This window comes from Terrabacter sp. BE26, assembly GCF_041941675.1.
In the GTDB taxonomy this organism is placed as follows: Bacteria; Actinomycetota; Actinomycetes; order Actinomycetales; family Dermatophilaceae; genus Terrabacter.
The window spans coordinates 4,007,441-4,032,960 of sequence record NZ_CP090122.1; the positions used below are offsets into that span (position 1 = coordinate 4,007,441).

The 25,520-nt window shown below is 72.2% G+C and carries 22 protein-coding genes and 2 tRNA genes; 3 read left to right on the forward strand and 21 right to left on the reverse strand.

From position 1 onward, the window contains the following. Nucleotides 1-83 precede the first annotated feature (83 nt). From LQK93_RS18300 to LQK93_RS18345, 10 genes are all read right to left on the reverse strand, one after another. Nucleotides 84-635: a hypothetical protein gene (locus LQK93_RS18300; protein ID WP_374969192.1), complete on the reverse strand. Its 552-nt coding sequence runs from the start codon at nucleotides 633-635 to the stop codon at nucleotides 84-86. Next, on the reverse strand, nucleotides 632-1,804 hold the full coding sequence (locus tag LQK93_RS18305) for a glycosyltransferase family 4 protein (protein WP_374969193.1): 1,173 nt from the start codon (nucleotides 1,802-1,804) through the stop codon (nucleotides 632-634). Before LQK93_RS18305 ends, LQK93_RS18300 begins: the two co-directional genes overlap by 4 nt. After that, nucleotides 1,801-2,781 (reverse strand): phosphatidylinositol mannoside acyltransferase, encoded by a 981-nt coding sequence (locus tag LQK93_RS18310; RefSeq protein WP_374969194.1) that lies wholly within the window; start codon nucleotides 2,779-2,781, stop codon nucleotides 1,801-1,803. Before LQK93_RS18310 ends, LQK93_RS18305 begins: the two co-directional genes overlap by 4 nt. Beyond that, nucleotides 2,778-3,401 carry a phosphatidylinositol phosphate synthase gene (gene pgsA / locus LQK93_RS18315; protein WP_374969195.1) on the reverse strand — a complete coding sequence of 208 codons (624 nt, stop codon included), beginning with the start codon at nucleotides 3,399-3,401 and terminating at the stop codon, nucleotides 2,778-2,780. The genes LQK93_RS18310 and pgsA overlap by 4 nt, the downstream gene beginning before the upstream one ends. Before the next feature lie 74 nt (nucleotides 3,402-3,475). Then, nucleotides 3,476-4,108, reverse strand: coding sequence for an HIT domain-containing protein (locus LQK93_RS18320; RefSeq protein ID WP_374969196.1), 633 nt, complete (start codon nucleotides 4,106-4,108; stop codon nucleotides 3,476-3,478). A gap of 503 nt (nucleotides 4,109-4,611) precedes the next feature. After that, nucleotides 4,612-7,902 (reverse strand): GH92 family glycosyl hydrolase, encoded by a 3,291-nt coding sequence (locus LQK93_RS18325; protein ID WP_374969197.1) that lies wholly within the window; start codon nucleotides 7,900-7,902, stop codon nucleotides 4,612-4,614. Nucleotides 7,903-8,103: 201 nt separating this feature from the next. Next, nucleotides 8,104-10,089 carry a threonine--tRNA ligase gene (gene thrS, locus LQK93_RS18330; RefSeq protein WP_374969198.1) on the reverse strand — a complete coding sequence of 662 codons (1,986 nt, stop codon included), beginning with the start codon at nucleotides 10,087-10,089 and terminating at the stop codon, nucleotides 8,104-8,106. 267 nt (nucleotides 10,090-10,356) lie between these two features. Then, nucleotides 10,357-11,223, reverse strand: a complete 867-nt coding sequence (locus LQK93_RS18335; RefSeq protein WP_374969199.1) for a MaoC family dehydratase — start codon at nucleotides 11,221-11,223, stop codon at nucleotides 10,357-10,359. A 7-nt stretch (nucleotides 11,224-11,230) separates the two neighbouring features. After that, entirely contained in the window at nucleotides 11,231-12,550 is a 1,320-nt protein-coding gene (locus LQK93_RS18340; RefSeq protein WP_374969200.1) for a 3-oxoacyl-ACP reductase, read from the reverse strand. A gap of 1 nt (nucleotide 12,551) precedes the next feature. After that, nucleotides 12,552-13,847, reverse strand: a complete 1,296-nt coding sequence (locus tag LQK93_RS18345) for an acetyl-CoA C-acetyltransferase (protein WP_374969201.1) — start codon at nucleotides 13,845-13,847, stop codon at nucleotides 12,552-12,554. 96 nt (nucleotides 13,848-13,943) lie between these two features. Here LQK93_RS18345 and LQK93_RS18350 point away from each other — a divergent pair, with 96 nt between their 5' ends. Beyond that, nucleotides 13,944-14,687 carry a TetR/AcrR family transcriptional regulator gene (locus tag LQK93_RS18350; protein ID WP_374969202.1) on the forward strand — a complete coding sequence of 248 codons (744 nt, stop codon included), beginning with the start codon at nucleotides 13,944-13,946 and terminating at the stop codon, nucleotides 14,685-14,687. A 22-nt stretch (nucleotides 14,688-14,709) separates the two neighbouring features. Beyond that, nucleotides 14,710-16,734 (forward strand): acyl-CoA dehydrogenase, encoded by a 2,025-nt coding sequence (locus LQK93_RS18355; protein WP_374969203.1) that lies wholly within the window; start codon nucleotides 14,710-14,712, stop codon nucleotides 16,732-16,734. A 63-nt stretch (nucleotides 16,735-16,797) separates the two neighbouring features. Here the strand turns inward: LQK93_RS18355 and LQK93_RS18360 are convergent, their stop codons facing one another. From LQK93_RS18360 to LQK93_RS18410, 11 genes are all read right to left on the reverse strand, one after another. Then, complete coding sequence (locus LQK93_RS18360; protein ID WP_374969204.1) at nucleotides 16,798-17,316, reverse strand: flavin reductase family protein; 519 nt, start codon at nucleotides 17,314-17,316, stop codon at nucleotides 16,798-16,800. A gap of 19 nt (nucleotides 17,317-17,335) precedes the next feature. Beyond that, entirely contained in the window at nucleotides 17,336-17,686 is a 351-nt protein-coding gene (locus tag LQK93_RS18365; RefSeq protein WP_374969205.1) for a hypothetical protein, read from the reverse strand. A gap of 76 nt (nucleotides 17,687-17,762) precedes the next feature. Further along, the gene (locus tag LQK93_RS18370; RefSeq protein WP_374969206.1) at nucleotides 17,763-19,106 is read right to left on the reverse strand and encodes a phosphoribosyltransferase family protein; all 1,344 of its coding nucleotides are present in this window, start codon (nucleotides 19,104-19,106) and stop codon (nucleotides 17,763-17,765) included. 232 nt (nucleotides 19,107-19,338) lie between these two features. Then, nucleotides 19,339-19,415 (reverse strand) — tRNA-Val (locus tag LQK93_RS18375). 128 nt (nucleotides 19,416-19,543) lie between these two features. After that, nucleotides 19,544-20,035 carry a TIGR02611 family protein gene (locus LQK93_RS18380; RefSeq protein ID WP_374969207.1) on the reverse strand — a complete coding sequence of 164 codons (492 nt, stop codon included), beginning with the start codon at nucleotides 20,033-20,035 and terminating at the stop codon, nucleotides 19,544-19,546. Continuing rightward, nucleotides 20,032-20,877 carry an aminotransferase class IV gene (locus tag LQK93_RS18385; RefSeq protein ID WP_374969208.1) on the reverse strand — a complete coding sequence of 282 codons (846 nt, stop codon included), beginning with the start codon at nucleotides 20,875-20,877 and terminating at the stop codon, nucleotides 20,032-20,034. The genes LQK93_RS18380 and LQK93_RS18385 overlap by 4 nt, the downstream gene beginning before the upstream one ends. Before the next feature lie 59 nt (nucleotides 20,878-20,936). Beyond that, a complete protein-coding gene (locus LQK93_RS18390) occupies nucleotides 20,937-21,989 on the reverse strand; it encodes a chorismate-binding protein (protein WP_374969209.1) in 1,053 nt (350 codons plus the stop codon). A gap of 22 nt (nucleotides 21,990-22,011) precedes the next feature. Continuing rightward, complete coding sequence (locus tag LQK93_RS18395; protein ID WP_374969210.1) at nucleotides 22,012-22,497, reverse strand: glutathione peroxidase; 486 nt, start codon at nucleotides 22,495-22,497, stop codon at nucleotides 22,012-22,014. Nucleotides 22,498-22,571: 74 nt separating this feature from the next. After that, on the reverse strand, nucleotides 22,572-23,549 hold the full coding sequence (gene ligD, locus LQK93_RS18400; RefSeq protein ID WP_374969211.1) for a non-homologous end-joining DNA ligase: 978 nt from the start codon (nucleotides 23,547-23,549) through the stop codon (nucleotides 22,572-22,574). A 147-nt stretch (nucleotides 23,550-23,696) separates the two neighbouring features. Then, nucleotides 23,697-23,769, reverse strand: a tRNA-Gly gene (locus LQK93_RS18405). Between the two features lie 117 nt (nucleotides 23,770-23,886). Next, nucleotides 23,887-24,213, reverse strand: a complete 327-nt coding sequence (locus tag LQK93_RS18410) for a putative quinol monooxygenase (RefSeq protein ID WP_374969212.1) — start codon at nucleotides 24,211-24,213, stop codon at nucleotides 23,887-23,889. Between the two features lie 283 nt (nucleotides 24,214-24,496). Here LQK93_RS18410 and LQK93_RS18415 point away from each other — a divergent pair, with 283 nt between their 5' ends. Further along, nucleotides 24,497-25,507 carry an acyl-CoA dehydrogenase family protein gene (locus tag LQK93_RS18415; protein WP_374969213.1) on the forward strand — a complete coding sequence of 337 codons (1,011 nt, stop codon included), beginning with the start codon at nucleotides 24,497-24,499 and terminating at the stop codon, nucleotides 25,505-25,507. The last annotated feature ends 13 nt before the right edge of the window (nucleotides 25,508-25,520 follow it).

Below are 25,520 nucleotides of genomic sequence, written 5' to 3' on the forward strand. Positions count from 1 at the left end.
GCCTGCCCACGACACGGGCGCCCGCCGGACGGGAGCACCGGCCGGGAGTGCCCGGGAGCGCGCGGACGGCTGCCGACGCCACCTCACACCGGCGCGAGGTGCCCCGGCGACTCGTCGTTGAACTCGACGGTGTGGGGCATGGGCGTGTGGCCGGCCAGGTGGAACAGGCGGATGGCCCACTTGCGGCGGACCCGGCGCACGTCGGTCACGGCATCGTTGTGGAAGCGCCTGGCCAGCTGCACCCGGGTGCACGAGGACGCGACCCGGGACAGCACGTCCTGGCCGAGGGGCGTCGAGCGCAGCTCGGCCACGGCCTCGGGGGTCAAGGCGAGGTCGAGGGCCTCGGTGAGGTCGTTCTCGGCCAGCTCGCGCTCCTCGCCGTGGTCTGCCGGCGCTTCGAGGGAACCGGCTGCCGCGTTGGCGAGCAGCAGCGAGGTGGCCCCGTCCAGCAGCCCGCTGTTGGCCAGCTCGACAGCCGCCTCGGCCCGGCGCACGAGGCGCGCGTCGAGGGCCGCGAGGGTGCCGCTCAGCCGCACGTGCAGCCGGTCGAGCCGCGCCGCCGTGTAGGAGAGGTACCAGGCGGCGACGACGAGGACGAAGAGGACCGCGAAAACCCAGGAGAGCACCTCGCTCATCGGCCACCTCCGCGCAGGAAGCGGTTCCAGCGGCCCTGCGGCTCCCACTGCGCGGCTGCGCGGCCCTCGATGACCGTCTCGTAGACGGCGAGGATCTCGTCGGCGACCACCGACCAGTCGAACAGCCGCGCACGGTGCTGCCCGGCCGTGGCGAGCTCGGCCCGACGGTCGGGGTGGCGCAGCAGGTCGACGAGCGTCCGGGCCAGCTCGCCCGGCTGCTCGTTGGCGAACATGGCGCCCGCCGTCCCGCCGTCGAGCACGCGCGAGAAGGCCGGCAGGTCGCTGGCCAGCACGCACGCGCCGGCGCTCATCGCCTCGATGAGGATGATGCCGAAGCTCTCGCCGCCGGTGTTGGGCGCGACGTAGACGTCGACGGAGGCGAGCAGTGAGGCCTTCTCGTCGTCGGTGACGGCGCCGAGGAACTGGCAGGCGGCTCGCACTTCGGGTGTCCAGTCGTCGGTGACGTCGTCCACGTCGCCGGGCCCGGCCACGAGGACGCGCAGGCCCGGGACCGCCCGCAGCACCTCGGGCAGGGCGGCGGCGAGCACCGGCAGGCCCTTGCGGGGCTCGCCCATGCGGCCGAGGAAGGCGATGGTCGGCGAGGCGGGCGTGCCGATCCACGGCGCCCGCCGCGGCGCCTCGGCGAAGCGGTCGACGTAGACGCCGTTGGGGATCACGACCGCGTCGCCGCCGATGTGGGTCGTGACGGTGCGGCGGGCGTCCTCGCTCACGGCGATGCGCCCGGCGATCTTCTCCAGGCTCGACCGGATGATGGGGTAGGCCGCCTGCATCGAGCGCGACCGAAGCATCGAGGTGTGGAAGGTGGCGACGATCGGGCCGTCGGCGGCCCCGAGCGCCAGCACGCTGATGCTCGGGGTGACCGGCTCGTGCAGGTGGAGCACGTCGAAGTTGCCGGCGTCGAGCCACCTGCTGACCTTGGAGGCGCTGACGGGGCCGAAGTTGAGCCGGGCGACAGAGCCGTTGTAGCGCACCGCGGTGGCCCGACCGGCGGAGGTGACGTAGTCGGGCAGCTCGGTGTCGCTGTCGGCGGGGGCAAGCACCGACACCTCGTGGCCCTGCCCGATGAGGTGCTCCGCAAGGTCGCGGACGTGGAACTGGACCCCGCCGGGGACGTCGAACGAGTACGGGCAGACGATGCCGATCCTCATGGCGCGTGCCCTGCGACCGGCGTGCTGGCCGCGGGCGCCGCGGGGTCGTCGAGGTCCTCGACGAAGACGCGCTGGAGCATGTGCCAGCTGGAGGTGTGCTCCCGGATGGTCACGGCCAGGTGGTCGGCGCACTGCTGGACGAGGTCGGCGGCGCGGACCGCCGTCGTGCCGGAGACGCGCGGCACCAGCCGGTCGCTGAACTCGATGACGGTGCGGTGGCCGCCGAGGCCCTGGCCGGCCGGGGCGGGTTCGTACCAGATGCGCGCGGCGTAGAGCGGGGCTCCGGTCATGAGCGACAGGACGGCGGGGCCCTTGGCCATGCGGGCGCGGTGGCCGAGCAGGTCGACCTCGACCCCGCCGTTGGTGAGGTCGCGGTCGGCGGCGAGCGCGATCATGCGGCCGCCACCGCGCGCGGCCGAGAGAAGTCCGTGGAAGGGGTCCTCTCCCCCGGTCAGCGGGATGATGTCCATGTCGATGCTGCGCCGGAAGGCCACGAACTCCTGGTAGACCTCCTCGGGCTTCAGCCGCTCGGCCACGGTGGTCACGGGCATGAGGTTGCCGGCGGACCACGCGGCCGCGAGGTCGAAGTTGCCGAGGTGACCGACGAAGGCGATGACGGACTCGCCGCGGGCGCACAGCTCGCGCACCTCCGCGTCGCGCCGCACCTCGACCGCGCCGTCGATCTGGGCCCGCGAGAGCGAGGGGAGCCGGAACGCCTCGCAGTAGTAGCGCATGTAGGACCGCATCCCCCGGCGCACCAGGGCGTCGAGGTCGGCGTCGGACAGCTCCGGCCGCACGCGTCGGTAGTTCGAGCGCAGCCGCTCGATGCCCTTCCCATGCCGGGCGACCAGCACGTCCGCGACGCGGTCGAAGAGGGCGTATGCCGCCCGCTCCGGGAGGGCGCGTACGGCGGACCACCCGAGCCGGAACCCGAGCACGCTGACGGAGTCGGTCGCCCGTCGGGCAACGCTCGTCACGCGCCCACCTCTCCGGAGGCCAGGGCCTGCTTGCGCACGGTCAGCATCCGCTGCAGGACGGTGATGAGGCTCGCGACGGCCAGCAGCCCGAGGACGACTCCCAGCAGGACCGTGGAGTCGAAGACGTCGGCGAAGAAGGCGGCGACGAGCACGGCGACGAGCCGGTCGGCGCGCTCGGCGATGCCGACGTCCGCCGTGTAGCCGAGCCCCTCGGCGCGCGCCTTGGCGTAGGAGACGACACTGCCGAGAATGAGGCAGGCCAGCGCGAGGCCGGCCATCAGCTGGTTGTTGCCGCGGCCGGCGTAGAACAGCACGAGCCCACCGAAGATGGCCGAGTCGCCCATGCGGTCGAGCGTGGAGTCGAGGTAGGCGCCCCACTTGCTCGAGCGGCCCGACTCGCGAGCCATGATGCCGTCGACGTTGTCGGAGAAGACGAAGGCCGTGATGACGAGCACCCCCACCCAGATCTCGCCGCGGGGGAAGAACGCGAGCGCCCCCACGCACACCCCCACCGTGCCGACGATCGTGACGATGTCGGGGCTGATCCCGAGCCGGAGGAACAGGTGGGCGATCGGACCGAGGATCTTGGTCATCGACGCGCGCAGGAGTCTGTTGAGCATGGTGGGACCAGCGTACTGATGGGTGTCGGGAGCCCGGGCACCAGCAGGAACAGCGGCGCGGCGTGCTCAGGCAGTCACGAGGTCGGCCAGGCCGCGACGAGACGGAGGCGGGTGTCCTCCAGCAGGACCGGCAGGGCCTTGGTCTGCGCGATGATCGGCAGGAAGTTGGAGTCGCCGCTCCAGCGCGGGACCACATGCTGGTGCAGGTGCGCCGCGACACCCGCCCCCGCGACGGCGCCCTGGTTCATGCCCAGGTTGAAGCCATGGGGTGCCGACGCGGCCTCGAGGGCGCGGACGGCCTGCTTCGTCAGGGCGGTGAACTCGGTCGTCTCCTCGTCGGTGAGGTCGACGTAGAGGGAGACGTGGCGGTACGGACACACGAGCAGGTGCCCGGGGTTGTAGGGGAAGAGGTTCAGGACGACGTAGCAGTGCTCACCCCGGTGGACGACGAGCCCCTCCGCGTCGGACTTGCCGGGCGCCGCGCAGAAGGGACACCCGTTGCCGGCTTCCTCGGTCGGCTTCTCACCCTCGATGTAGGCCATGCGATGCGGCGTCCACAGCCGCTCGAAGCCGTCCTCGACGCGCGCGAAGTCGTGCGCCGGCTGGATCAAGGGATCGGTCGGAGGCTCGTTCGAGGGCTCCGTCGCGTCACCGTCGGGAGTCGTGGTCGCGCCGGGCGTCGTGGGACCGCTCGCCTGCCTCGTCATGACAGGTGATCCTAGGGCGAGCGGCTCGCCGCGCGAGGACCGGACCGGCACCGGTGTTGGCTGCGGCCGTGCCGTCCTGAGCTGGCGGTCGATGCCGAGCGCGTGTCGAGTTCGCGCGAGGCGCCCACCTTGGGTTCAATGGAGGGGGCCCTGCGGTGTGTGAGACCGCAGGGCCCTCGTCGTCCCCCGCCGTGCCGGCCGGCCGCGGACGACCCCGCGGGTGTGAGAACCGCGGGGCCGGTGACGCAGGTCCATGGTGCCGACGGGGGCGCTCCAGGAAGGGGAAGGCCCGGGAAGTATGAGTTCCCGGGCCTTCTGTTCCTCCTCGCCGAAGCGATTCGGAAACCGTTCCGCCGAAGCGGTTCGGTAGTTCCTTTGTAGCACGGCTCTCCTGTCGCGCAAGCACTTTCGCGAAAAAATCGCGACCCGCGGACCGGCACCACTCGTGGGCGTGTGCCGTCCCGCCGCCTCGGCGGGCCGGCACACGTCGTGCGCGTCGGCACTCAGCCCAGCGACACCGCATACACCTCGAAACGGGCGTCGGCCGGCAGCGTGACGGACTGGAGCTGCTTGCCCGGGTCGGCCGCGACGGTGGTGCCGAAGAGCTGGACCGGCGGCCCGTCGGCGCCCGAGCCACGCTTGATCCGGTGGTCCATCGCGATCGCGACCTGGTTGCCGTTGTGGCCGCTCCCGGCGGCCCAGTCGGTCAGGGAAACCGGCACGGACGCGACGCTGCCGTCGGTGTAGGTCAGGCGCAGGGCCGTCGTCACGTCGCCGTTGTGCGTCGAGCCGATGAGGTGGATGGCGGTGCGGCTCGCGGCCGGGACGAGGAGCGTCTGGCCGCGGCCCTCGACGAAGTTCGGCGCCGTCCCCGAATTGACCGGGACCGCATACGTGACACCGTTCCAGTCCCAGGTGGCCCCGGCCGGCAGCAGGGCTGCGTCGTAGCTCCAGCCGCCGCCGTCGAAGTTGCCCTCGTCCGATGCCGAGACCGTGGCGGTGCCGTCGTGGTTGCGAGCGTCGCCGAGGTCCACGGCGCAAGCGGTCGCACCGGGCAGGCAGCCCAGCGCCTCCTGCAGCTTCACGGTGACGACCTTCGTCACCGGCTGCACGCCGGGGGCCGACGCGGTGACGCGGACCTCGTGCGAGCCGACCCCGAGCCCGGCGGGCAGCGTGAGCGACACCGGCAGGGACGCACTGGAGGGGACGCCGTTGCTGTGCAGCACGGTGGCACCGTCGCCGTGCGAGCCGTGCGAGCCGTGCGCGACGCTCCAGCCCTCCGGGACGTCGACGGACACGTCCACCGGGAGGCTCTTGGGCGCCTGCCCGACGAGGTCGACGGTGAAGCGGGCCTGGCGCGCACCGGTGGGCACGACGACCGGGTCTGGGTGCGCGCCCATCGACAGCGACAGGCGCGGGTCGCGTCTCGCCTGCACGGCGGACGGCGGGACGTCGGACGGCCTGGTCCCCCACCGGCTCGGCGTACTGCCGACCGTGTGGGCGAGCGTGCCGCCGCTGCGGATGGCGTCCCAGCCGACCCAGCTCTTCGTGGTTCTGTCGCCGTCGACGGTCAACGTCTGGACGTAGCGGTTCTCGTCGGAGACCCCGGGGGCCGTGACGGTGAGGCGGCCGCCCTGGCCGGTGCGGACCGCTGTCGGCGCCGCGACGTCGATGTCGACCCGCTCGAACTGCGGCGAGCTGACGACGAAGAAGTTCGCGCCGCTCATCGTCGGGTAGAGGCCCCACGAGGAGAAGACGTACCAGGCGCTCATCGTGCCGAGGTCGTCGTTTCCGGTCATGCCGTCGGCACCGTCGGTGAACAGGGTGAAGGCGGCCCGCGCGACGGTGGCGATCTTCGCCGGCTGCTGCACCCAGGCGTAGACGTAGGGGGCGAGCAGGTCGGGCTCGTTGTTCGGGTTGTAGGTCGGCTTGCTGTAGTAGGCGTAGGTCGCCTCGATCCAGTCGGTCCTCGCGGTGCCGGCCGGGTCGGTGAGCAGCTTGTCGTAGGCGAAGAAGTGGTCGAGGCGCTTCTCGGTCGCGGCCCGGCCACCCATGAGGTCGACGAGGCCTGCCGGGTCCTGCGGCGCCAGCCACTGGTACTGGTAGGAGCCGCCCTCGTGGAAGGCGTGGGCCGCCTCCACCGGGTCGTACGGGTCGAGCCACGTGCCGTCGGCCAGGCGCGGACGGAAGGTCTGCGTGCCGGCGTCCCACAGGTTCTTGTACCAGCCGCCGCGCCGGGTGAACATCGCCGCGTCGGCGGCGTGGCCCAGGCCCTTGGCCATGATCGCGAGCGACGCGTCGGCGGCGGCGTACTCCATCGTCGCCGAAGCGGGGTGGGCGCAGTCGTTGTCGCCGCCGTGGGAGACGCAGTCCGTGCCGACCTGCAGGCCGTACGGGACGTAGCCGAGCCTCTCGTAGTAGTGGTGGCCGGAGCGCCCGTTGTACTGGCTGTCGGCCGGCGGGCGCTCGGTGGCGTTCTGCTTCAGCAGGGCGTAGGCCTCGTCCTCGTGCCCGGTGAGGAAGCCCTTGCTCCAGCCCTCGACGAGGAACGGCGTCACGGGGTCACCGGTCATGATGTTCGTCTCGCTGTTGACCAGCGCCCACCGCGGCAGCCAGCCGCCCTCACGGCCGATGGCGAGCACCGACAGGTAGGAGTCGCGTGCGACGTCCGGGGCGAGGACCTCGAGCAGCTGGTTCTGCGGACGGTAGGTGTCCCACAGCGAGAAGTTCTGGCGTGGCGTGTAGCCCTGCGCCACGTGGTTCTTCCCGTCCCACCCGTGGTAGGTGCCGTCGACGTCCGAGGCGAGGTTCGGGTGCATGAGGGAGTGGTAGAGCGCGGTGTAGTAGGCCGTGCGCCGCTGCTCGGTGCCGCCGGTGACGCGCGCGTGGCCGAGCTGCTCCTCCCAGCGCTGGGTGAGCGCCGCCCGAGCGGCGTCGAAGTCGAAGCCGGCGCCGGTCTCCTTCGACAGGTTGGCGCGCGCCCCTTCGGCTCCGGTGTAGCTGAGGCCCACCTTCATCGTCACCGCGGTCGTGCCGGCCGGGAAGGTGAGGGCGGCCCCGTTGCCGCCGCCGGTGGTGCTGGCGTCGCGACGACCGTTGGTCAGCGTCGACCCGCTCCAGGTGCCGAAGCTGTCGAACGGCCGGTCGAACTCGGCCCGGAACCACACCGTGTGCTGGTCCTTGCCGGCGCAGAAGTTGCCGTCGTGGATGCGGCCCTCGACGACCCGGTCGCCGACGACATGCACCTCCGAGTCGAAGACCTTCATGTTGGCCTTGCCGGTGTTGAGCAGGACGTTCGCCTGCTTGCCGGCCGGGAAGCTGAACCGCTGCCAGCCGGTGCGGTCGGTCGCCGTGACCTCGGCCTGCACGCCGTAGGTCGGCAGTCCCACGCGGTAGTAGCCGGGCTCCGCGTGCTCGTCGGAGTGCGAGTAGGTGGAGCGGTAGCGCGTCGGGTCCACGGTCGTGACCGCGCCCGTCGTGGGCATCACCGGAAGCTCGCCGACGACCGGGCAGCCGACGCCGGACAGGTGCGTCTGGCTGAAGCCGTAGATCGCGTTCTGCGAGTAGTCGTAGCCGCCCTCTCCCCCGGTGTCCGGGCTGACCTGCACCATGCCGAAGGGCGCACTCGCACCCGGGAAGGTGTTGCCGTTGTCCTGCGTGCCGATGAACGGGTTGACGGAGCGGACGAGGGGGTCGGCCGCGGCGGCCGCCGGTGGCGCGCCGGTGGCCAGGGCTGGGCCGAGGGCGGTGGCGGCCAGCACGGCGGTGCCGACCGAGCGGAGCACGAGACGCATGGGCGTTCCTTCAGGGTGCGACGACGATGTCCCGCTCGAGACTCGTGACGTCGCGTCGGCCCGGCAACCCGTGGCCGCTGTCCTGTCCGATGCACCCCGGACATCGGACAAATACGACGTATGCCGCCCGGTGGGTCCGCCCACGTCGACGCGTGGGCACGGATCCCGCCGGACGGCATACGTCCTCGGTGGTGCTTCGGTTCAGACCTGCGCGCGGCCCTCGATGGCGGCGAGGACCTCGGCGATGGCGTCGTCGACCGGCACGCCGTTCTTCTGGGAGCCGTCACGGAAGCGGAAGGACACGGCGCCGGCCGCCCGGTCCTCCTCCCCCGCGATGAGCGTGAAGGGCACCTTGGACTTGCTCGCATTGCGGATCTTCTTCGGGAAGCGGTCGTCGCTCGCGTCGAGCTCGACGCGGACTCCCTTGCGCTTCATACGATCCAGGACCTCGCCGAGGTAGTCGGCGTACTCCTCGGCGACCGGCACACCGAGCACCTGCACGGGCGAGAGCCACACCGGGAACGCCCCCGCGTAGTGCTCGACGAGGACACCGAGGAACCGCTCGATCGAGCCGAACTTCGCCGAGTGGATCATGACCGGCTGCTGGCGGGTGCCGTCGGCGGCCTGGTACTCGAGCCCGAAGCGCTCCGGCTGGTTGAAGTCGTACTGGATCGTCGACATCTGCCAGGTGCGGCCGATGGCGTCACGGGCCTGGACCGAGATCTTCGGGCCGTAGAACGCGGCGCCGCCCGGGTCGGGCACGAGCTCGAGACCCGAGGCCACGGCGACGTCCTCGAGCACCTTGGTCGCGACCTTCCACTGCTCGTCGGTGCCGATGAACTTGTCCTTCTTGTCGCCCTCCTCGTCACGGGTCGACAGCTCGAGGTAGAAGTCGTCGAGCCCGAAATCGCGCAGCAGGGAGAGGACGAAGTCGAGCAGGTGCTGGATCTCGGCCGGGGCCTGCTCGGCCGTGACGTAGCTGTGCGAGTCGTCCTGCGTCATGCCCCGGACCCGGGTGAGGCCGTGCACGACGCCCGACTTCTCGTAGCGGTAGACGGAGCCGAACTCGAAGAAGCGCAGCGGCAGCTCGCGGTAGGAGCGCCCGCGCGAGGCGAAGATGAGGTTGTGCATCGGGCAGTTCATCGCCTTGAGCTGGTACTTCGCCCCCTCGAGCTCCATCGGCGGGAACATCGTGTCGGCGTAGTACGGCAGGTGGCCCGAGGTGTGGAAGAGGCCGTCCTTGCTGATGTGCGGCGTGCCGACGTAGTCGAAGCCCTCCTCGATGTGCCGGCGCCGGACGTAGTCCTCCATCTCGCGCTTGATGACGCCGCCCTTGGGGTGGAAGACGGGCAGCCCCGAGCCCAGCTCGTCGGGGAAGCTGAAGAGGTCGAGCTCCGCGCCGAGCTTGCGGTGGTCGCGGCGCTCGGCCTCTGCGAGCCGGTCGAGGTAGGCCTTGAGCTCGTCCTTGGTCGGCCAGGCGGTGCCGTAGACGCGCTGCAGCTGCGGGTTCTTCTCCGAGCCGCGCCAGTAGGCGGCGGCCGAGCGCATCAGCTTGAACGCGTTGCCGATGAGCTTGGTATTGGGGATGTGCGGACCGCGGCAGAGGTCGCCCCAGGCGCGGGTGCCGTCGCGGCGGATGTTGTCGTAGATCGTCAGCTCGCCGGCACCGACCTCGACGCCCGCGCCCTCGGCGGCCTCCTCGGCGTTGCCGCCCTTGAGCCCGACGAGCTCGCACTTGTACGGCTCGTGGGCGAGCTCCTCGAGGGCCTCGGCGTCGGTCACGACGCGGCGCGAGAAGGTCTGCCCCTCGTTGATGATCTTCTGCATGGCCTTCTCGAGGGCCTTGAGGTCATCGGGGTGGAACGGGGTCTCCACGTCGAAGTCGTAGTAGAAGCCGTCGCGGATCGGCGGACCGATGCCAAGCTTGGCGTCCGCCCGCATGGACTGGACGGCCTGGGCCAGGACGTGCGCGGTCGAGTGGCGCAGGACGGACAGGCCGTCCTCGCTGTCGACGGTGACGGGCTCGACGACGTCGCCCTCGCCGAGGACGTGGAACAGGTCGCGCAGCTGGCCGTTGACCCGGGCCACGACGACGGCGCGGTCACCCTCGAAGAGGTCACCCGCCGTCGTCTGCTCCGCGACCGATCGCTCGCTTCCGGCGACGGTGACGGTGATCTGTGCAGACACGGTGGGTGCTCCTTGGTCGACAGGGACCCGTCGAGGGCGACGGGTGGTGGTGGCGCCGCGACTGCGGCTGCAGCAAGGGTATCGAGGGCTCGCTCAGCCCGGCGACACGGTTTGCCCCGCTCCACCGTCGAGAGGCCAGAGTTCGCGGCCTACCGGACGTCGAGAGGCCACTCCCGCCACTGGTCGAGATGACCACTCGACGCGGCGGGAGCCGCAGACAATGGCCTCTCGACGGTCGGGGACCCGCAAACAATGGCCTTTCGACGGTTACCAGGTGTTGGCGACGACCGCGTGCTCGACGTCGCCGGACCCGCTCTTCACGCTCTCGAGGACCGACAAGGTGCTGGAGGGCTCGAAGGCGCTCCGCAGGCGGACGGTCGAGGGCAGTCGGACCGGTTTGCGGAACCAGACCCGACTGATGAGACCGGACTCGGGCAGCTTCGGGCCGAGCGACGCCAGCACCCGGGCGTAGGTGTACATCCCGTGCGCGATGGCGCTCGGGAACCCGAGCGGCCTGGCGGTCAGCGCGTGCACGTGGATGGGGTTCCAGTCGCCTGACACGGCGGCATACGCACGGCCTGTGGCCTCCCCGAGTCGCCAGACCGGGCCCGCCGTGACCCGCTCGAGCGGCGCGGTCGACGGCGGCTCGGACGGGGTGGCCTCGGGGTGCTCGGACCCGCGCGAGAGATAGGTGCTCGTGCCACGCCACACGACGTCCCCGCGGACGCTCACCTCGGACACCAGGTCGACCTGCCGTCCGCGGTGGTGCGGTCGCAGGTCCGCGGCCCACACCGCGACGTCGAGCCGGTCGTCGAGGGTGATCGGCCGCACCACCTCGATGCGGTTCTCGACGTGGACCGCCCCGAGCAGCGGGAGCGGGAACCCATCGCCGCTCATGACGGCCATCTGCAGCGGGAACGCGACGAGGTGCGGGTAGGTCGGCGGCAGCGCGCCGCCGACGGGGAACCCGCACACGCGGGCGTAGTCGACGAGGTCGTCCACGTCGACGCGTATGCCGGCTCGCGAGTAGCGCACGTCGGGCAGCGTCGCGCTGGAGCTGCCACGGCGCCGCACGGCGGTGGCGTAGATACGGGGCAGGTCCGGAGCGTGCTCGAGGGCGATCTCCTTGGTCATCGCGACCTCACGCCCCGAGCAGGCTCTGGCCGCAGACCCGCACGACCTGTCCGGTCACGGCTCCTGCCCCCGGTGAGGCGAACCACGCGATGGTCTCGGCGACGTCCTTCGGCTGGCCGCCCTGCTGGAGCGAGTTCATCCGGCGCCCGATCTCCCTCGTGGCGAAGGGGATGCGCGCCGTCATCTCGGTCTCGATGAAGCCCGGGGCCACGGCATTGACGGTGATGCCCCGGGCCTTGACCTGGCTCGACAGGGCGGACACGAGCCCGATGACGCCGGCCTTGCTCGCTCCGTAGTTGGTCTGGCCGCGGTTGCCCGCGATGCCGGCGATCGAGGCCACGCAGACGATGCGCCCGCCGTCGGCAAGGCCGCCGTCGCCCAGGATCGCCTCGTTCATCCGCAGGACGGATCGCAGGTTGACGTCCATGACGCTGCGCCAGCGGGCCTCGTCCATGTTGGCGAAGAGCTTGTCGCGCGTGATGCCGGCGTTGTGCACGACGATGTCGAGGCGCCCGTGCCGGGTGGTGGCGTGCTCCACGATGCGACGTCCCGCGTCCTCGGCCGTCACGTCGAGCTGCAGGGCCGTCCCCTTCACCTCGTTGGCCACCGCGGCCAGGGCGTCGCCGGCGGCCGGCACGTCGACGGCCACGACCGTGGCCCCGTCGCGTGAGAGGACCTTCGCGATCTCGGCGCCGATGCCGCGCGCCGCGCCGGTGACGACTGCCACCTTGCCGGCCAGGGGCCGCAGGGCATCCACCTCGCCGCTGGTCGACGCGTCGACGCGTACGACCTGGCCGTCGACGTAGGCGGAGCGGCCCGAGAGGAAGAACTCCACCGCAGAGCGGACGCCGTCGGGGGCATCGCCCTGTGCGAGAACGAGGTTCGCGGTAGCGCCGGCGCGCAGCTCCTTGCCGAGGGAGCGGACCGCGCCCTCGAGAGCGCGCTGGGTGGCCACCTGCGCGACATCGCTCAGGTTCGCCGGGTCGGTGCCGATGACGACGACACGCCCGTTGCGGGTGAGCGCCTTGACCGCCGGCGCCCCGAGCACCCGCAGCTGGTCGAGCTCCGCCGGGTCGACGGCGGCGCTCAGGTCGAGCACGACGGCCCCGATCTCCTCGCCCGCCTCGGGCGGTGTGCGCACCGTCGCGACGCCGACGCCCTCCAGCCAGGACGCCAGCCCGTCGGCGAAGTGGCCGTCCCCGGCGACGAGAACGGGAGCTTCGCACAAGGGCATACCGGGCTCGTAGCGCCGCAGCCTCGTCGGCTGCGGGACGCCGACGCGCTTGGCCACGGGCGAGCCCAGGATGGTCGTGAAAAGGTCGCTCATCTCAGGCCTCCAGGATCGCGACGACGCCCTGCCCACCGGCAGCGCAGACGGAGATGAGGCCGCGTCCGCCGCCGGCCTCCTTGAGCTGCTTGGCGAGGCTCGCGACGATGCGTCCGCCCGTGGCAGCGAAGGGGTGCCCGGCCGCCAGGGACGAGCCGTTGACGTTGAGCTTGCTGCGGTCGATGGAGCCGAGGGGCGCGTCGAGGCCGAGGCGCTCGCGGCAGAAGTCGGCGTCCTCCCAGGCCTTGAGGGTCGTGAGCACCGTTGCCGCGAAAGCCTCGTGGATCTCGTAGTAGTCGAAGTCCTGCAGGCTCAGGCCGTTTCGTGCCAGGAGGCGCGGAACCGCATACGCGGGAGCCATCAGCAGACCCTCCTCACCGTGGACGTAGTCGACGGCCGCCGTCTCGGCGTCGACGAACCAGGCCAGCGGTGTGAGGCGGTGCTCGGCAGCCCACTCCTCGCTCGCGAGGAGCACGGCGGAGGCGCCGTCCGTCAGGGGCGTCGAGTTCCCCGCCGTCATCGTCGCCCCCTCCCCCTTGCCGAAGACCGGCTTGAGGGCGGACAGCTTCTCCACGCTGGAGTCCGGGCGCAGGTTCGTGTCGCGGGACACGCCCAGGTAGGGCGTGAGCAGGTCGTCGAAGAAGCCCCGCTCGTAGGCAGCGGCGAGGTTTCGGTGGCTCGCCGCCGCCAGCTCGTCCTGCGCCTCGCGGGTGATGCCCCACTGGGCCGCGGTCAGGGCCATGTGCTCGCCCATCGACAGGCCCGTGCGCGGTTCGACGTTCTCGGGGATGGCGGGCACGAGGTGGCCGGGACGCAGCCCGGCGAGCGCCTTGGCACGCTCCGCGGTCGACCGGGCCCGGTTGGCGGCGAGCAGCGTCTGGCGCAGGCCCTCGCTGACCGCGATCGGGGCGTCGCTCGCGCTGTCGACCCCGCCGGCGATGCCGGCGTCCACCTGGCCGAGCGCGATCTTGTTGGCGACCAGGATCGCGGCCTCGAGGCCGGTGCCGCACGCCTGCTGGATGTCGTAGGCAGGGGTGGCCGGGTCGAGGCGAGTCCCGAGGACGGTCTCGCGGGTCAGGTTGAAGTCACGGCTGTGCTTGAGCACCGCTCCTGCGACGACCTCGCCGAGCCGCTGGCCGGCGAGCCCGTAGCGGGCCACGAGCCCGTCGACGGTGGCCGTCAGCATGTCCTGGTTCGAGGCCTTCGCGTACGGCCCGTTGGACCGCGCGAACGGGATGCGGTTGCCACCGAGGATCGCGACGCGCCGCGGCGTGCGGGGGGTGGTCTGTGAAGCCATGGGTCTCTCCTGTAGCTGGATGCGGACCTGTCGTCCCGACCAAGATAACCGAAACCAGTAGTAGTCGATACAGCGAGTACCTGTTACTTTCGTGAGATGGACGACGACGACGTGGCGAGCACCCCCGCTCGACGCGAAACTCCACGCGACGGCCGCGACGCCCGCTGGGTGCACCACCGTGAGCAGCGGCGAGAGGCCTTGGTCGATGCGACCATCCGGGCCATCCGCAAGCACGGCGCCGGGGTGGGCATGGACGACATCGCGGCGGAGGCCGGCACCTCCAAGACGGTCGTCTACCGCCACTTCGAGGACAAGGCGGGCCTCTACCGCGCCGTCGCGGCGAGGATCGACGCGCGGGTCGTGCGCAACGTCGGGGCGGCCCTGGCCCGGACCAGCGGGCCGGCAGGCGCCCGGCAGCTCGTCGCCTCCACGGTCGAGGCGTACCTCTCCCTGGTCGAGTCCGACACGGAGGTCTACCGGTTCGTCGTGACGCGGCCCCTCGTCGACCGGCCGCTGCCCGACGACCCCGTGGGCGAGACCGTCGACCAGGTCGCGGACCAGCTGACCCGGCTCCTGCTCGACTCGCTCACCGCACCGGGCACCGACCCCTCCCGCGCCCGGACGTGGGCCATCGCCCTCGTCGGCGCGGTTCAGGCCGTCGCCGACGACTGGCTCGCCACTCCCGAGGCCGACCGTGCACCACGGGCGGCGGTGGTCGCGTCGCTCACCGAGCTGGCGTGGCACGGCCTCGCCCCGGCCCTCGCCACGTCGACCCCCACCGCCTCGTCGACCGTGTCCCCCACGACTCCGAACGTCCCCACCACGAGACCGACCCCCTGAGGTCCAGACCGGAAGGCTCCAGATGTCCACGGCCACCGACGCCACAGCAGACCCCACCGCCGACCCCACGGCAGACACTCCCACACAGACGCCGGCAGTCAGGCCGGTGCAAGCGGCCGGGAAGACACCCTCGGCGGCGGCCGACGCCGACCTCGCCACGGCGCTGCGCCGCCACCTGGACGGCCCGTTCCACGAGGTGCGCGAGCACTGCCGTGCCCTCGACGCCGGGACGTTCGGAGCGCTCCCGGAGCCGCTGCCGGTGGAGGAGCACCAGGCCCGCGTCACCTCCCAGCTGGCGGCCCTGGCCGAGCAGCCATATGCCGCAGCGGGTTTCCCGGCGAACCAGGGAGGCACCGCGGGCTACGGGGAGGCAGTGGCAGCCTTCGAGATGCTCGGCCACAGCGACCTGTCGCTCTTCGTCAAGGCCGGGGTCCAGTGGGGGCTCTTCGGCGGCGCCGTGTCGCTCCTCGGCACCAGCCGCCACGACGACCTGCTCCCCCGCATCATCTCCGGCGAGCTCCAGGGCTGTTTCGCCATGACCGAGACCGGCCACGGCAGCGACGTGCAGAGCCTGCTGACGACCGCCACCTTCGACGCGGACACCGACGAGATAGTCGTGCACTCCCCCGAGCCGGCAGCTCGCAAGGACTACATCGGCAACGCCGCGAAGGACGGCCGGATGGCGGCCGTCTTCGCACAGCTCGTCGTGGACGGAGAGCCGCGCGGCGTCCACTGCGTCCTCGTCCCGATCCGAGACGAGGACGGCGCGCCGGCGCCGGGCGTCACCATCGAGGACTGCGGCCCCAAGCTCGGCCTGGCCGGCGTCGACAACGGCCGGCTGCTGTTCGACCACGTGCGGGTGCCGCGCACCAACCTGCTCGGCCGCTACGGCGACATCGACGAGGCCGGCACCTACAGGAGCTCGATCGAGAACCCGAGCCGGCGGTTCTTCACCATGCTCGGGACGCTCGTGCGCGGGCGCATCTCGGTGGCCGGCGGTGCAGGTGCCGCGGCTCGCTCCGCGCTCGCCGTCACGACGACGTATGCCGCCGGGCGCCGCCAGTTCGCCGCCCCCGGCTCGGCGGTGGAGACCACCGTCCTCGACTACCGCACGTACCAGCGGCGGCTGCTGCCGAGGATCGCGACGGCGTACGCCCTCCAGGTGGCCCAGCACGAGCTCGTCCGTGCGATGGACGACGTGCTGAGCGGGCGCGCGGCCTCGGAGCAGGACCAGCGGCAGCTGGAGACCCGGGCCGCGGGCATCAAGGTGCTGACGACGCGGCACGCCACCGACACGATCCAGGAGTGCCGGGAGCTGTGCGGCGGCGCCGGCTACCTGTGGGCCAACCGGCTCGCGGCGCTCAAGGCCGACACCGACATCTTCACGACGTTCGAGGGGGACAACACCGTCCTGCTCCAGCTCGTGGCCAAGTCCCTGCTCGCGGACTACCAGGCGACCTTCGGCGACCTCGACACGGCCGGGATCGTGCGGTTCGGAGCCCGGCTCGTCGGCGGAACGGTCATCGAGCGCTCCTCGGCCCGCGGCATCATCCAGCGCATCGTCGACGCCGCCCCCGGCCGGGAGGAGGTCGTCGCCTTCGGGATCCGCGGCACCCAGCTGCGGCTGCTGCGCGAGCGCGAGGACCACCTCATCGAGGGGCTGGCCCGGCGCCTGCGCCGCGCCACCGCTCCCGGGGTCGACGCCTTCGCCGTCTTCAACGCGACGCAGGACCACCTCGTCGAGGCGGCGACCGCCCACGTCGAGCGCATGGTGGCCGAGTCGTTCGCGGCCTCCGTCGAGTCCTGTACCGACGAGGACGCGCGCGCCCTGCTGGCCCGCGTCTGCGACCTCCACGTCCTCTCCACCATCGAGCGCCACAAGGCGTGGTACCTCGAGCACGACCGGCTGAGCCCGGCCCGCGCCAAGGCGCTCACCGCTGTGGTCAACGAGGTCTGCGCCGAGCTGCGCCCCCACGCCCAGATGCTCGTCGATGCCTTCGGCATCCCGGACGGTCTGCTCACGACGGAGATGTCGGGCACGGCCTGAGGCAGGTCACGACGCGGTGGAGGGCCGACGTCCAGGCGGACGGCGGCCCTCCACGCGTACGCGCTAGCAGGGACGCTGGTAGCGCCCCCGCCGGTGCACGAGCACGTCGTCGTCCGCGCCGACGACGAGGTGCTCGACGCTCGCCTCGACGAACACCGACCACCCCACCTCGTGCAGGCTCGGGGGGTCGAGCCGCACCCCCGCCCACGTCTGCGCGTGGACCGCCCGCGGACCCCATTCGGTCTGCTCCCACTCGGCGAGGCGGAAGGGCCCGCCCGGCGCGGGCATCGTGCCGGCGAAGGCGTCGGCCAGTCGCTCGTCGCGCGCGCCGAGCAGCGCGACAACGGCCGTCCCGGTCTCCTGCAGCCGGTCGAGCAGGTCCGAGTCCGGGTGCAGCAGCCCGACGACGCGCCCGGGGTCGCCGGTGGCCACGAGGAACGACGAGACGGTCAGGCCGGCGCGATCGATCCCCTGACCGGCCGTCCAGAGCGAGACGGCCCCGCCGATGCGGCCACGGAGACGGCGCAGCTGGTCACGGTCGTCCTCGGGGGTCTCGAAGGGATGCCCGGTGTGGATGGTCATGGGAAGGCGCGGGACCCTCTCACTGGCGCTCGGCGACGAGGAGGGAGTCCTCCACCGACACCGTGCCCGGCTCGACGACCCGGGCGTACACCCCGGCGCACTGGGAGGGCGTCTGGGTGACCTCGAGCGTGCAGTCGCCGAGGCGCACGATGCGACCGACCAGCTTCTCCAGCGCCGAGGCGTCCATGTCGAGCACGATGTTGGCCTTGGGGTGCGTCTCGACGTAGTCGTCGACGGACACCAGGTGCACGGCGTGCTTCTTCGAGCGGTTGCCCTCCGGACCCGACTCGGTCACCTCGACGGAGTCCAGCTCCTGTCCGGGCGCGTCGGAGTCGGGATAGATGTAGAGGCTCGAGACCGTGGCGATCATGCCTCCCACGCTAGTCCGCACGGGAGCCGTCGGCGCCGCGCCGCACCGCCCGGTGGTGATGGGGGTGGGGACGCGGTCAGGACGGGCTCCCGTGGGTCGACCGTGCCGGGTCGAGGGCGAGGTGGCGCAGGAACCAGTCCCTGGCCAGCTGCGCCGCCTGCGCCAGCGTCCCCGGCTCCTCGAAGAGGTGGGTTGCGCCCGGCACGACGGCCAGCTCGCTGGGACAGCTCACGAGCGCTGCACGCGCCGTCCGGCTGAGCCCCAGGACGACGTCGTCGGCGCCGCCGACGATCAGCAGCGTGGGTACGCGTACGTCCGCCAGACGTGGCGAGGCGAGGTCGGGACGTCCCCCACGGGACACGACGGCAGCCACCCGCGCGCCCGGCTCGGCGGCGGCCCACAACGCTGCGCCGGCCCCGGTGCCCGCGCCGAGGTAGCCCACCCGGCACGAGGCGGTGTCGGGCCGTAGCTCCAGCCAGATGCAGGCGGACCCGAGCCGCCCCGCGAGGAGCGGGATGTCGAACACCTTGCCCCGGTCGCCCTCCTCCTCGGGGGTCAGCAGGTCGAGCAGCAGCGTGCCGAGGCCGGCGCCGTGGAGGACGTCGGCGACATACCGGTTGCGGGGGCTGTGGCGGCTGCTGCCGCTGCCGTGCGCGAAGACGACGACCGCAGTGGCGCCCTCGGGGAGCCGCAGGTGCCCCTCGATCGTGACCGACCCGGCTGGGATGGCGACGTCCTCGTCGACGTCGCAGGCGGTGGCTCTGGCGACGCCCGCCACCCGCGAACGACGGTCGGCCTGTCGGAGCAGGGCGACGACGTCGTCGTCCGAGGTCGGCGAGAAGTCGTCGTAGTGGGCACCGACGGCGCGGAAGTGCGACGGTGCGGAGACGCATACGACCTCGTCGGCCTCGGGCAGGCGGGCCAGGGTGTCGGGAGGTGCGACGGGGACCGCGAGCACGACCCGTGCCGCACCGAGGCGCCGGGCCACCAGGCACGCCACCCGCGCCGTGGCCCCCGTGGCGATCCCGTCGTCGACGACGACCGCCACCCGGCCCCGGAGATCGATCCGAGGACGGCCACGCCGGAGGTGCTCGACACGGGCGTCGAGCACCTCCCGCTCCCGCGCCTCGACGGCGTCCAGCTCCTCGTCGGTGACACGGGCCCGCCTGACGGTCCTGGCGTCGACGACGCTGACGCCGCCCTCCCCGATCGCGCCCATGGCGAGCTCCGGCTGGAAGGGCACCCCGAGCTTGCGGACCACGATGACGTCGAGCGGGGCGTCGAGGGCCTCTGCCACGACTGCCGCGACCGGCACACCGCCTCGGGGAAGTCCCAGCACGACGACGTCCTCGCCCCGGAGGTGGCCGAGCTCGTCGACCAGTCGGTTGCCCGCATCCCGTCGATCCTCGAAAACGACCATCGTGGCCTCCCTCGGCTCGGACACCGAGCGGCGGAGGCGCAGGTCGCGCGATGGCGCGGTCCCGGCCGGTCTCGTCCGGTCAGGGCGCAGCCACCCGCCGGCTTCGTGTCTCAGACCATGGTGCACCGAGAGCACGGGCGCGCACAGCAGGGACCTTGGTCCCGAGCGGGCGCCGGCCCGGGCCCCGGGAACGGCGACGGCCCCCGTCTGGATCTGGGGGGCCGTGTAGTGCTGGTGGACGTGAAGGGACTCGAACCCCTGGCCTCTCGCGTGTGAAGCGAACGCTCTAACCAACTGAGCTACACGTCCGGGCGCCCCGGTGCCGAGAAGGCCTCGGGGCGACGGTTGCAAACAATAGCCGCAAGGGACGTCGACGCGGTAATCGGTCCGTGGTGACGGCGGACAACCCGTGCGGCGGCCGGTGCGCGCCGCGGCACTCAGTCGACTCCGGGCACCTGCGTCAGCAGCTCTTCCGCCCACTCGGGCACGAACTGCGGGATGCCCGCCACGGCGAGGTAGCCCCAGACCACGACCCAGACGATGACGAGCGTGCCGAGCGCCACGAGGCCGCGCACCCAGACCGCCTGCGACATGATCCAGTCGTTCCAACGGCTCACGTGGCGCTTGGCGAAGTCGAGCCAGCGCTGGGCGAACTCGAACTCGCTGGCGAGGATCAGCAGCCCGAAGAAGACGACGAGCCACCCCGGGCCCGGTGCCGGCACCATGATGAGGCCGGCGACGGTGACGAGCACCCCGACGACGCCGACGGCGGTGCGCCAGATCGCGTGCGTGACCGGGTTGCGGCGCAGCCGGGCCCGCCAGGCCCAGCGGTCCTCGTCGGCGTCGAGCGTGACGCCCGCGTCGGAGTAGTCGACCGGCGTGCGCTCGCCCTCCCCCGGGCGGTCGCGGGTCCCCCCCGGAGGCGTCACGGGTCGCTGTCCCGTTCGGAGTTGCTGCGGAACACCCGCTGCAGCTCGTCGGTCACCGGGTGCTCGACGGGCAGGATGCGCTCGTCGACGGCGTGGATGGGCAGGACGTCCTTGGTGGTGCTGGTGATGAAGACCTCGTCGGCCGTGTGGAGGATGTCGAGCGGCAGCGCCTCCTCGCGGATCTCGATGCCGGCGGCCCGGCCCCACTCGATCGTCAGCTGCCGCGTGATGCCGGGCAGCAGGCCGCAGTCGGTCGGCGGGGTGAGCACGGTGCCGTCGACGACGACGAAGACGTTGCTGCCGGTGCACTCGCACAGCTCCCCGCGCGTGTTGGCGAAGACCGCCTCGACGGCGCCCTCCTGCTTGGCCCGGGCCAGCGCCACGACATTCTCGGCGTACGAGGTGGTCTTGAGCCCCACCACGGCCGAGCGCTCGTTGCGGGTCCACGGCACGACGGTCAGCTTGCCGCTCTGCGGCGGAAGGGCCTGTGGCGCGGCCAGCACGATGTACGTCATCGCCGTGTCACCGCGGTCGGAGCCGAGCGGTCCGGGGCCACCCGTGACGCTGTAGCGGAGGCGACCGAAGTCGATGGCCGGACCATCGAGGACTGCGGCGACTCCCTTGTCCAGCAGGGGAAGGTCCAGGGGCGGCAGCCCCAGGCCCGCCGCGGACCGCTCGAGCCGCCTGTGGTGGCGCGTCAGCGCGAACGGCCGGCCGTGGACGATCTTGGCGGTCTCGAAGACCCCGTCGCCGACGGTGACCGCGTGGTCGAGGGCCGACACGGAGGGGCCGTCCGGGTCGACGAGGTTCCCGTTCACCCAGACGCGTGTGGTGCTGCTCATGTGCACGTCCCTCTCCTCCGGACCTCGCAACCGCCGGGAGGGCGGCCGACCGCGAGGGTTCATGGTGTCACAGCGCCTGCGGCCAGCCCGATCAACCGGGCCGCCTTGAGCTCGGTCTCGGCCCACTCCCCCGCCGGGTCCGAGTGCCAGGTGATGCCCGCGCCGGTACCGAAGCGCAACCAGCGCCGGCCGCCGTCGTCACACTCGGCCCAGAAGGTGCGGATGCCGACGGCCAGGACGGCCTCGTCCGCCCCGGCGTCGACCCAGCCGACCGCCCCGCAGTAGGGCCCGCGCGGCGCCGTCTCGAGGTCGCGGATGGCGGCCAGGGCGCTCGACTTCGGGGCCCCCGACACCGAGCCGGGTGGGTAGGCGGCCGCGAAGACGTCGGGCCAGGAGGCGTCCTCGCGCAGCTGGCCGCTGACCGTGGACACGAGGTGCACGAGCCCCGGGTGCTCCTCCAGCTCGCACAGCGCGTCGACGGACACGGTCCCCGGGTCGCAGACGCCGGAGAGGTCGTTGCGCATGAGGTCGACGATCATGACGTTCTCCGCATGGTCCTTCGGGAGCATCGCGTCGGCCGTGGTGGCGGTGCCCTTGATCGGGCGCGTCACGAGTCGCCGGCCGTGCCGCGAGAGGTAGAGCTCCGGCGAGGCGCTCACGACGTCGAGCCCGGCCGCCTCGCACCGGATGCGAGCGCCATGCGGTGACGGGTTGCCTACTCGCACAAGCAGGTCCAGCGCATCGAGATCTGCGTCGGCCGAGAGCTCGTGGCTGAGCACCCGGCAGACGTTCACCTGGTAGACGGTGCCCGCCGCGATGCGACGCTGCACCTCCTGCACCGCGCCCACGTATGCCGTCCGGTCGAGCGAGCTGTGCCAGCGCCGGTCGAGCGGGTGCCAGCCCGCCGCGGGCCCCGGGTCGACGACGTGGCCGGACGTGACGGCATACGGCCGCTTGGTCACGTGCTCGAAACGCACCGCCGTCACCTCGCCCTCGAAGGTGGCGACGACGACCCAGAACCCGTCGCCGGAGATCGCCTCGAGGGCGTCCTGGCCGTGGCGGACGTCGAGGACGCCGTGGGCGTCCCGGTCGACGAAGCGGGCCTGGTCCACCCGCCGATCCTAGGGGGTGGGCCTACCGGGCCCCGAGGGCCTTCTCGATGTCGTCGGCGAGGTCGCCGGGCTCGGTGGTCGGCGCGTAGCGGCCGATGACCGCGCCGTCCCGCCCGACGAGGAACTTGGTGAAGTTCCACTTAATGCTCGCGCCGAGCAGGCCCACCTTCTCGGACTTGAGCCACGTGAAGAGCGGGTGCTCCCCCGGCCCGTTCACCTCGACCTTGGCGAACAGCGGGAAGGTCACCCCGTAGTTCTTGAGGCAGAAGGCCCCGATCTCCTCCTCGGTGCCCGGCTCCTGGCCGCCGAACTGGTTGCACGGGAACCCGAGGACCGTGAAGCCGCGGTCGCGGAAGGTCTCGTGGAGCGTCTCGAGCCCCGCCAGCTGTGGCGTGTAGCCGCACTCGCTGGCCGTGTTGACGACGAGGACGACGTCGCCGGAGTACGCGTCCAGCGAGACCTCCGTCCCGTCGAGGGCGGTGGCCTTGAAGTCGTGCAGCACCGTCACGGTGTCTCCTCTGTGCTCGGTCGGTGGTGGGGGTTCGAAGCGGCGGCCGCGTCGGATGGGTGGGCCCTCAGAGCTCAGCCCGAGCCCTCGTCGGGCTCGGGTGGGACGTCCTTGCCGCTGCGCTCGTCACGCTCGGCCCACTCGAGCAGCGGGCGGAAGTCGAAGACCGCCTCGTCGATGCCGGCGTGCAGGTCGCCCAGCCTCTTGAAGCGGTCCGGCATGGTCGCGATGGTGAAGTCGCGTGGCTCGGCGTCGGGGATCTCGTCCCAGCGCAGTGGTGCCGAGACGGTGCCCCGGGGGTTGCCCCGGACGCTGTAGGCAGCCGCGATGGTGTGGTCGCGGGCGTTCTGGTTGTAGTCGACGAAGAGATCCTTGGGCGAGCGGTCCCGACGCCACCACGTCGTCGTGACCTCGTCGGGCATCCGCCGCTCCACCTCGCGCGCGAAGGCCAGCGCTCCGCGGCGGACGTCCTTGAAACCCCACTCGGGGGCGATGCGGACGTAGACGTGCAGGCCAGCACCGCCTGACGTCTTGGGCCAGCCCACGGCGCCGAGCTCGTCGAGGATCTCGTGGGTCGTGGCCGCCGCCCGTCGCACCGTGTCGAAGCCGCACTCGGGCATCGGGTCGAGGTCGATGCGCCACTCGTCGGGCTTCTCGGTGTCGGCCCGCCGGCTGTTCCAGGGGTGGAACTCGACCGTGGACATCTGCACGGCCCAGATGACGTCGGCCAGCTGCGTCACGCACAGCTCGTCGGCGTGCAGGCCGTAGCGCGGGAAGTGCAGCCGCACCGTCTGCACCCACGGGGGTGCGCCCGCAGGCAGGCGCTTCTGGTGCACCTTCTGCCCGTCCACGCCCTTGGGGAACCGGTGCAGCATGCACGGCCGCTCGCGCAGCGCGTTGACGATCCCCGGGCCCACCGACAGGTAGTAGTCGGCCAGGTCGCGCTTGGTCTCGCCGCGCTCCGAGAAGTAGACGCGGTCCGGGTTGGACAGGCGCACCGTGTGGTCGCCGACCTCGAGCTCCACGGCGGGGGTCTTGCTCGACGCAGCCATGGTCGACAGACTACGGACCCGCGAGGGGGCACACGGCATACGACCCGGTGCGGCACGCGCTCGCCTGCTGCTGCGGGAGGCCGCGCGCCTGCTCCCGGAGACAAGCGGAAGGGCCCGCCGACGTGAGTCGACGGGCCCTTCCAGCGGAGCGGACGACCGGGCTCGAACCGGCGACCTCAACCTTGGCAAGGTTGCGCTCTACCAACTGAGCTACGTCCGCCTGCCAAGCTCCGAGCCGTTGGGCCCGGGGTGCGAGGTAGACCATAGCGGACGGCCGGCCCGAGTGTGAAACCCGCTCTGCGCGTAGCCCTTCGGCTGCCGTACAGCCCCTCTCCGGCTACTTCTCGACGGCCATCTCGCCGAGCTCTGACCACTGCGTCCCCTCCACCGTCGTGTTGACGATCTTCGGCGTGGCGGACAGGTACGCGGGAAGGGTCGAGGTCGCCTGCGAGAAGTGGTCGCTCTGCACGTGCGCGCCACCTGCGGCGTCGTCACGGAAGGCCTCGACGAGCACGTACTCGGTCGGGTCGTCGAGGCTGCGGGACCAGTCGAACCACAGACAGCCCTCCTCGGCGCGGGTGGCCTCCGTGAACGCCCGGGAGATCTGCGGCCAGTCGTCGGCGTGCTCCGGCTTCACGGCGAACTTCGCGGTGATGAAGATCAAGGTGCTTCCTCCTGGTGTCGACCTGCTCTCGCCCTTGGCTGGCGAGGGTCCGGGTGGGTGTGGGTCGATGGTCGCGTACCCGCGCTGGCGACGCGAACCACCCTGCCGAGCAGAACCGTCTCGGGGAACGGCCGTCGGCGGGGACGGTCGGGGGTATGACACCGCGGTGAGCCCCCCTGCACCAGGCATTCCTGTGACCGGCGCCGTCCGCCTGAGCGAGCGCGGCGGGCAGCCACCCGCCCGACACCGCGGAGTGTGCGCGGAGGTGCCGGAGGCGGCGGAGGTGACCGGCGCGTTGGAGGGGCTGCTGGACGACCTCGCCGCCGGCTCCGGCCCGATGGCCGCACTGGCGCTCGCGCGGCGACGTCCCGACGCCTTCCCGCTGCCCGGGTCGGGACGGACGGCGCAGCTGTGGGAGGCGCTCGCCTCGGTGGCGGCCGTCAGCCTGACGGCGGCCCGGGCGATCGAGCCGCACCTCGACGCCCTGGCCATCCTGGCGGAGGCTCGCGCGGTCGGGCACGAGCCGGCCGACGTCGCCGGCGAGGTGAGCTGGGGCGTCTACGCCGCGGAGGGACCCGGCGTGCGGGTCGAGGCCGAGGCGGACGGCGACGCCTTCCGACTGCACGGCACCAAGCCGTGGTGCTCCCTGGCCGGCTCGCTGACGCACGCGCTCGTCACCGCCTGGGACACCCCGACGACGCGGAGGTTGTATGCCGTCCCGCTCGGCGAGGCGAACGGCGTGACCGTCCACGAGTCGGCGTGGTTCGCCCGCGGGCTCGTGGACGTGCCGAGCGGGCCGGTGACCTTCGACGGCTCGGTCGCGACCCCGGTCGGTCCTGCCGGCTGGTACCTGGAGCGGCCCGGGTTCGCCTGGGGCGGCATCGGAGTCGCGGCGGTCTGGTACGGCGGCGCCGTCGGCGTGGCACGCAGGTTGTCCAGGCCCGGGCGTGAGCCGGACCAGGTCGCCCTGATGCACGTCGGGACCGTGGAGGCGACGCTGTGGGCGGCGCGGGCCACCCTCCTGGACGCGGCGGAACGCGTCGACGACGGTCGTGCCACCGGACCCGAGGGTGCTGCGCTCGCCCTCCGCGTACGCCAGGTGGTCAGGCGTGCCGTGGAGACGGTGCTCGAGCGGGTGGGTCACGCGACCGGGCCGGCGCCCCTGGCCCTCGAGGACGAGCACGCGGGTCGGGTGGCCGACCTGCAGCTCTACGTCCGCCAGGAGCACGCTGAACGCGACGAGGCTGCCCTCGGACGGCTGGTCCTGGCCGAGGAGCCGCGCCACTGGTGGTGACGCCCGCCCGTCG

Coding starts and splice junctions, on each gene's coding strand:
- LQK93_RS18335 (WP_374969199.1), bottom strand. CDS start 11,223: ATGACCAAGGAGATCGCCCTCGAGCACGCTCCGGACCTGCCCCGTATC.
- LQK93_RS18345 (WP_374969201.1), bottom strand. CDS start 13,847: ATGGCTTCACAGACCACCCCCCGCACGCCGCGGCGCGTCGCGATCCTC.
- LQK93_RS18325 (WP_374969197.1), bottom strand. CDS start 7,902: ATGCGTCTCGTGCTCCGCTCGGTCGGCACCGCCGTGCTGGCCGCCACC.
- pgsA (WP_374969195.1), bottom strand. CDS start 3,401: ATGCTCAACAGACTCCTGCGCGCGTCGATGACCAAGATCCTCGGTCCG.
- ligD (WP_374969211.1), bottom strand. CDS start 23,549: ATGGCTGCGTCGAGCAAGACCCCCGCCGTGGAGCTCGAGGTCGGCGAC.
- LQK93_RS18305 (WP_374969193.1), bottom strand. CDS start 1,804: ATGAGGATCGGCATCGTCTGCCCGTACTCGTTCGACGTCCCCGGCGGG.
- LQK93_RS18340 (WP_374969200.1), bottom strand. CDS start 12,550: ATGAGCGACCTTTTCACGACCATCCTGGGCTCGCCCGTGGCCAAGCGC.
- LQK93_RS18370 (WP_374969206.1), bottom strand. CDS start 19,106: ATGGTCGTTTTCGAGGATCGACGGGATGCGGGCAACCGACTGGTCGAC.
- LQK93_RS18360 (WP_374969204.1), bottom strand. CDS start 17,316: ATGACCATCCACACCGGGCATCCCTTCGAGACCCCCGAGGACGACCGT.
- LQK93_RS18350 (WP_374969202.1), top strand. CDS start 13,944: ATGGACGACGACGACGTGGCGAGCACCCCCGCTCGACGCGAAACTCCA.
- LQK93_RS18385 (WP_374969208.1), bottom strand. CDS start 20,877: ATGAGCAGCACCACACGCGTCTGGGTGAACGGGAACCTCGTCGACCCG.
- LQK93_RS18355 (WP_374969203.1), top strand. CDS start 14,710: ATGTCCACGGCCACCGACGCCACAGCAGACCCCACCGCCGACCCCACG.
- LQK93_RS18300 (WP_374969192.1), bottom strand. CDS start 635: ATGAGCGAGGTGCTCTCCTGGGTTTTCGCGGTCCTCTTCGTCCTCGTC.
- LQK93_RS18320 (WP_374969196.1), bottom strand. CDS start 4,108: ATGACGAGGCAGGCGAGCGGTCCCACGACGCCCGGCGCGACCACGACT.
- LQK93_RS18365 (WP_374969205.1), bottom strand. CDS start 17,686: ATGATCGCCACGGTCTCGAGCCTCTACATCTATCCCGACTCCGACGCG.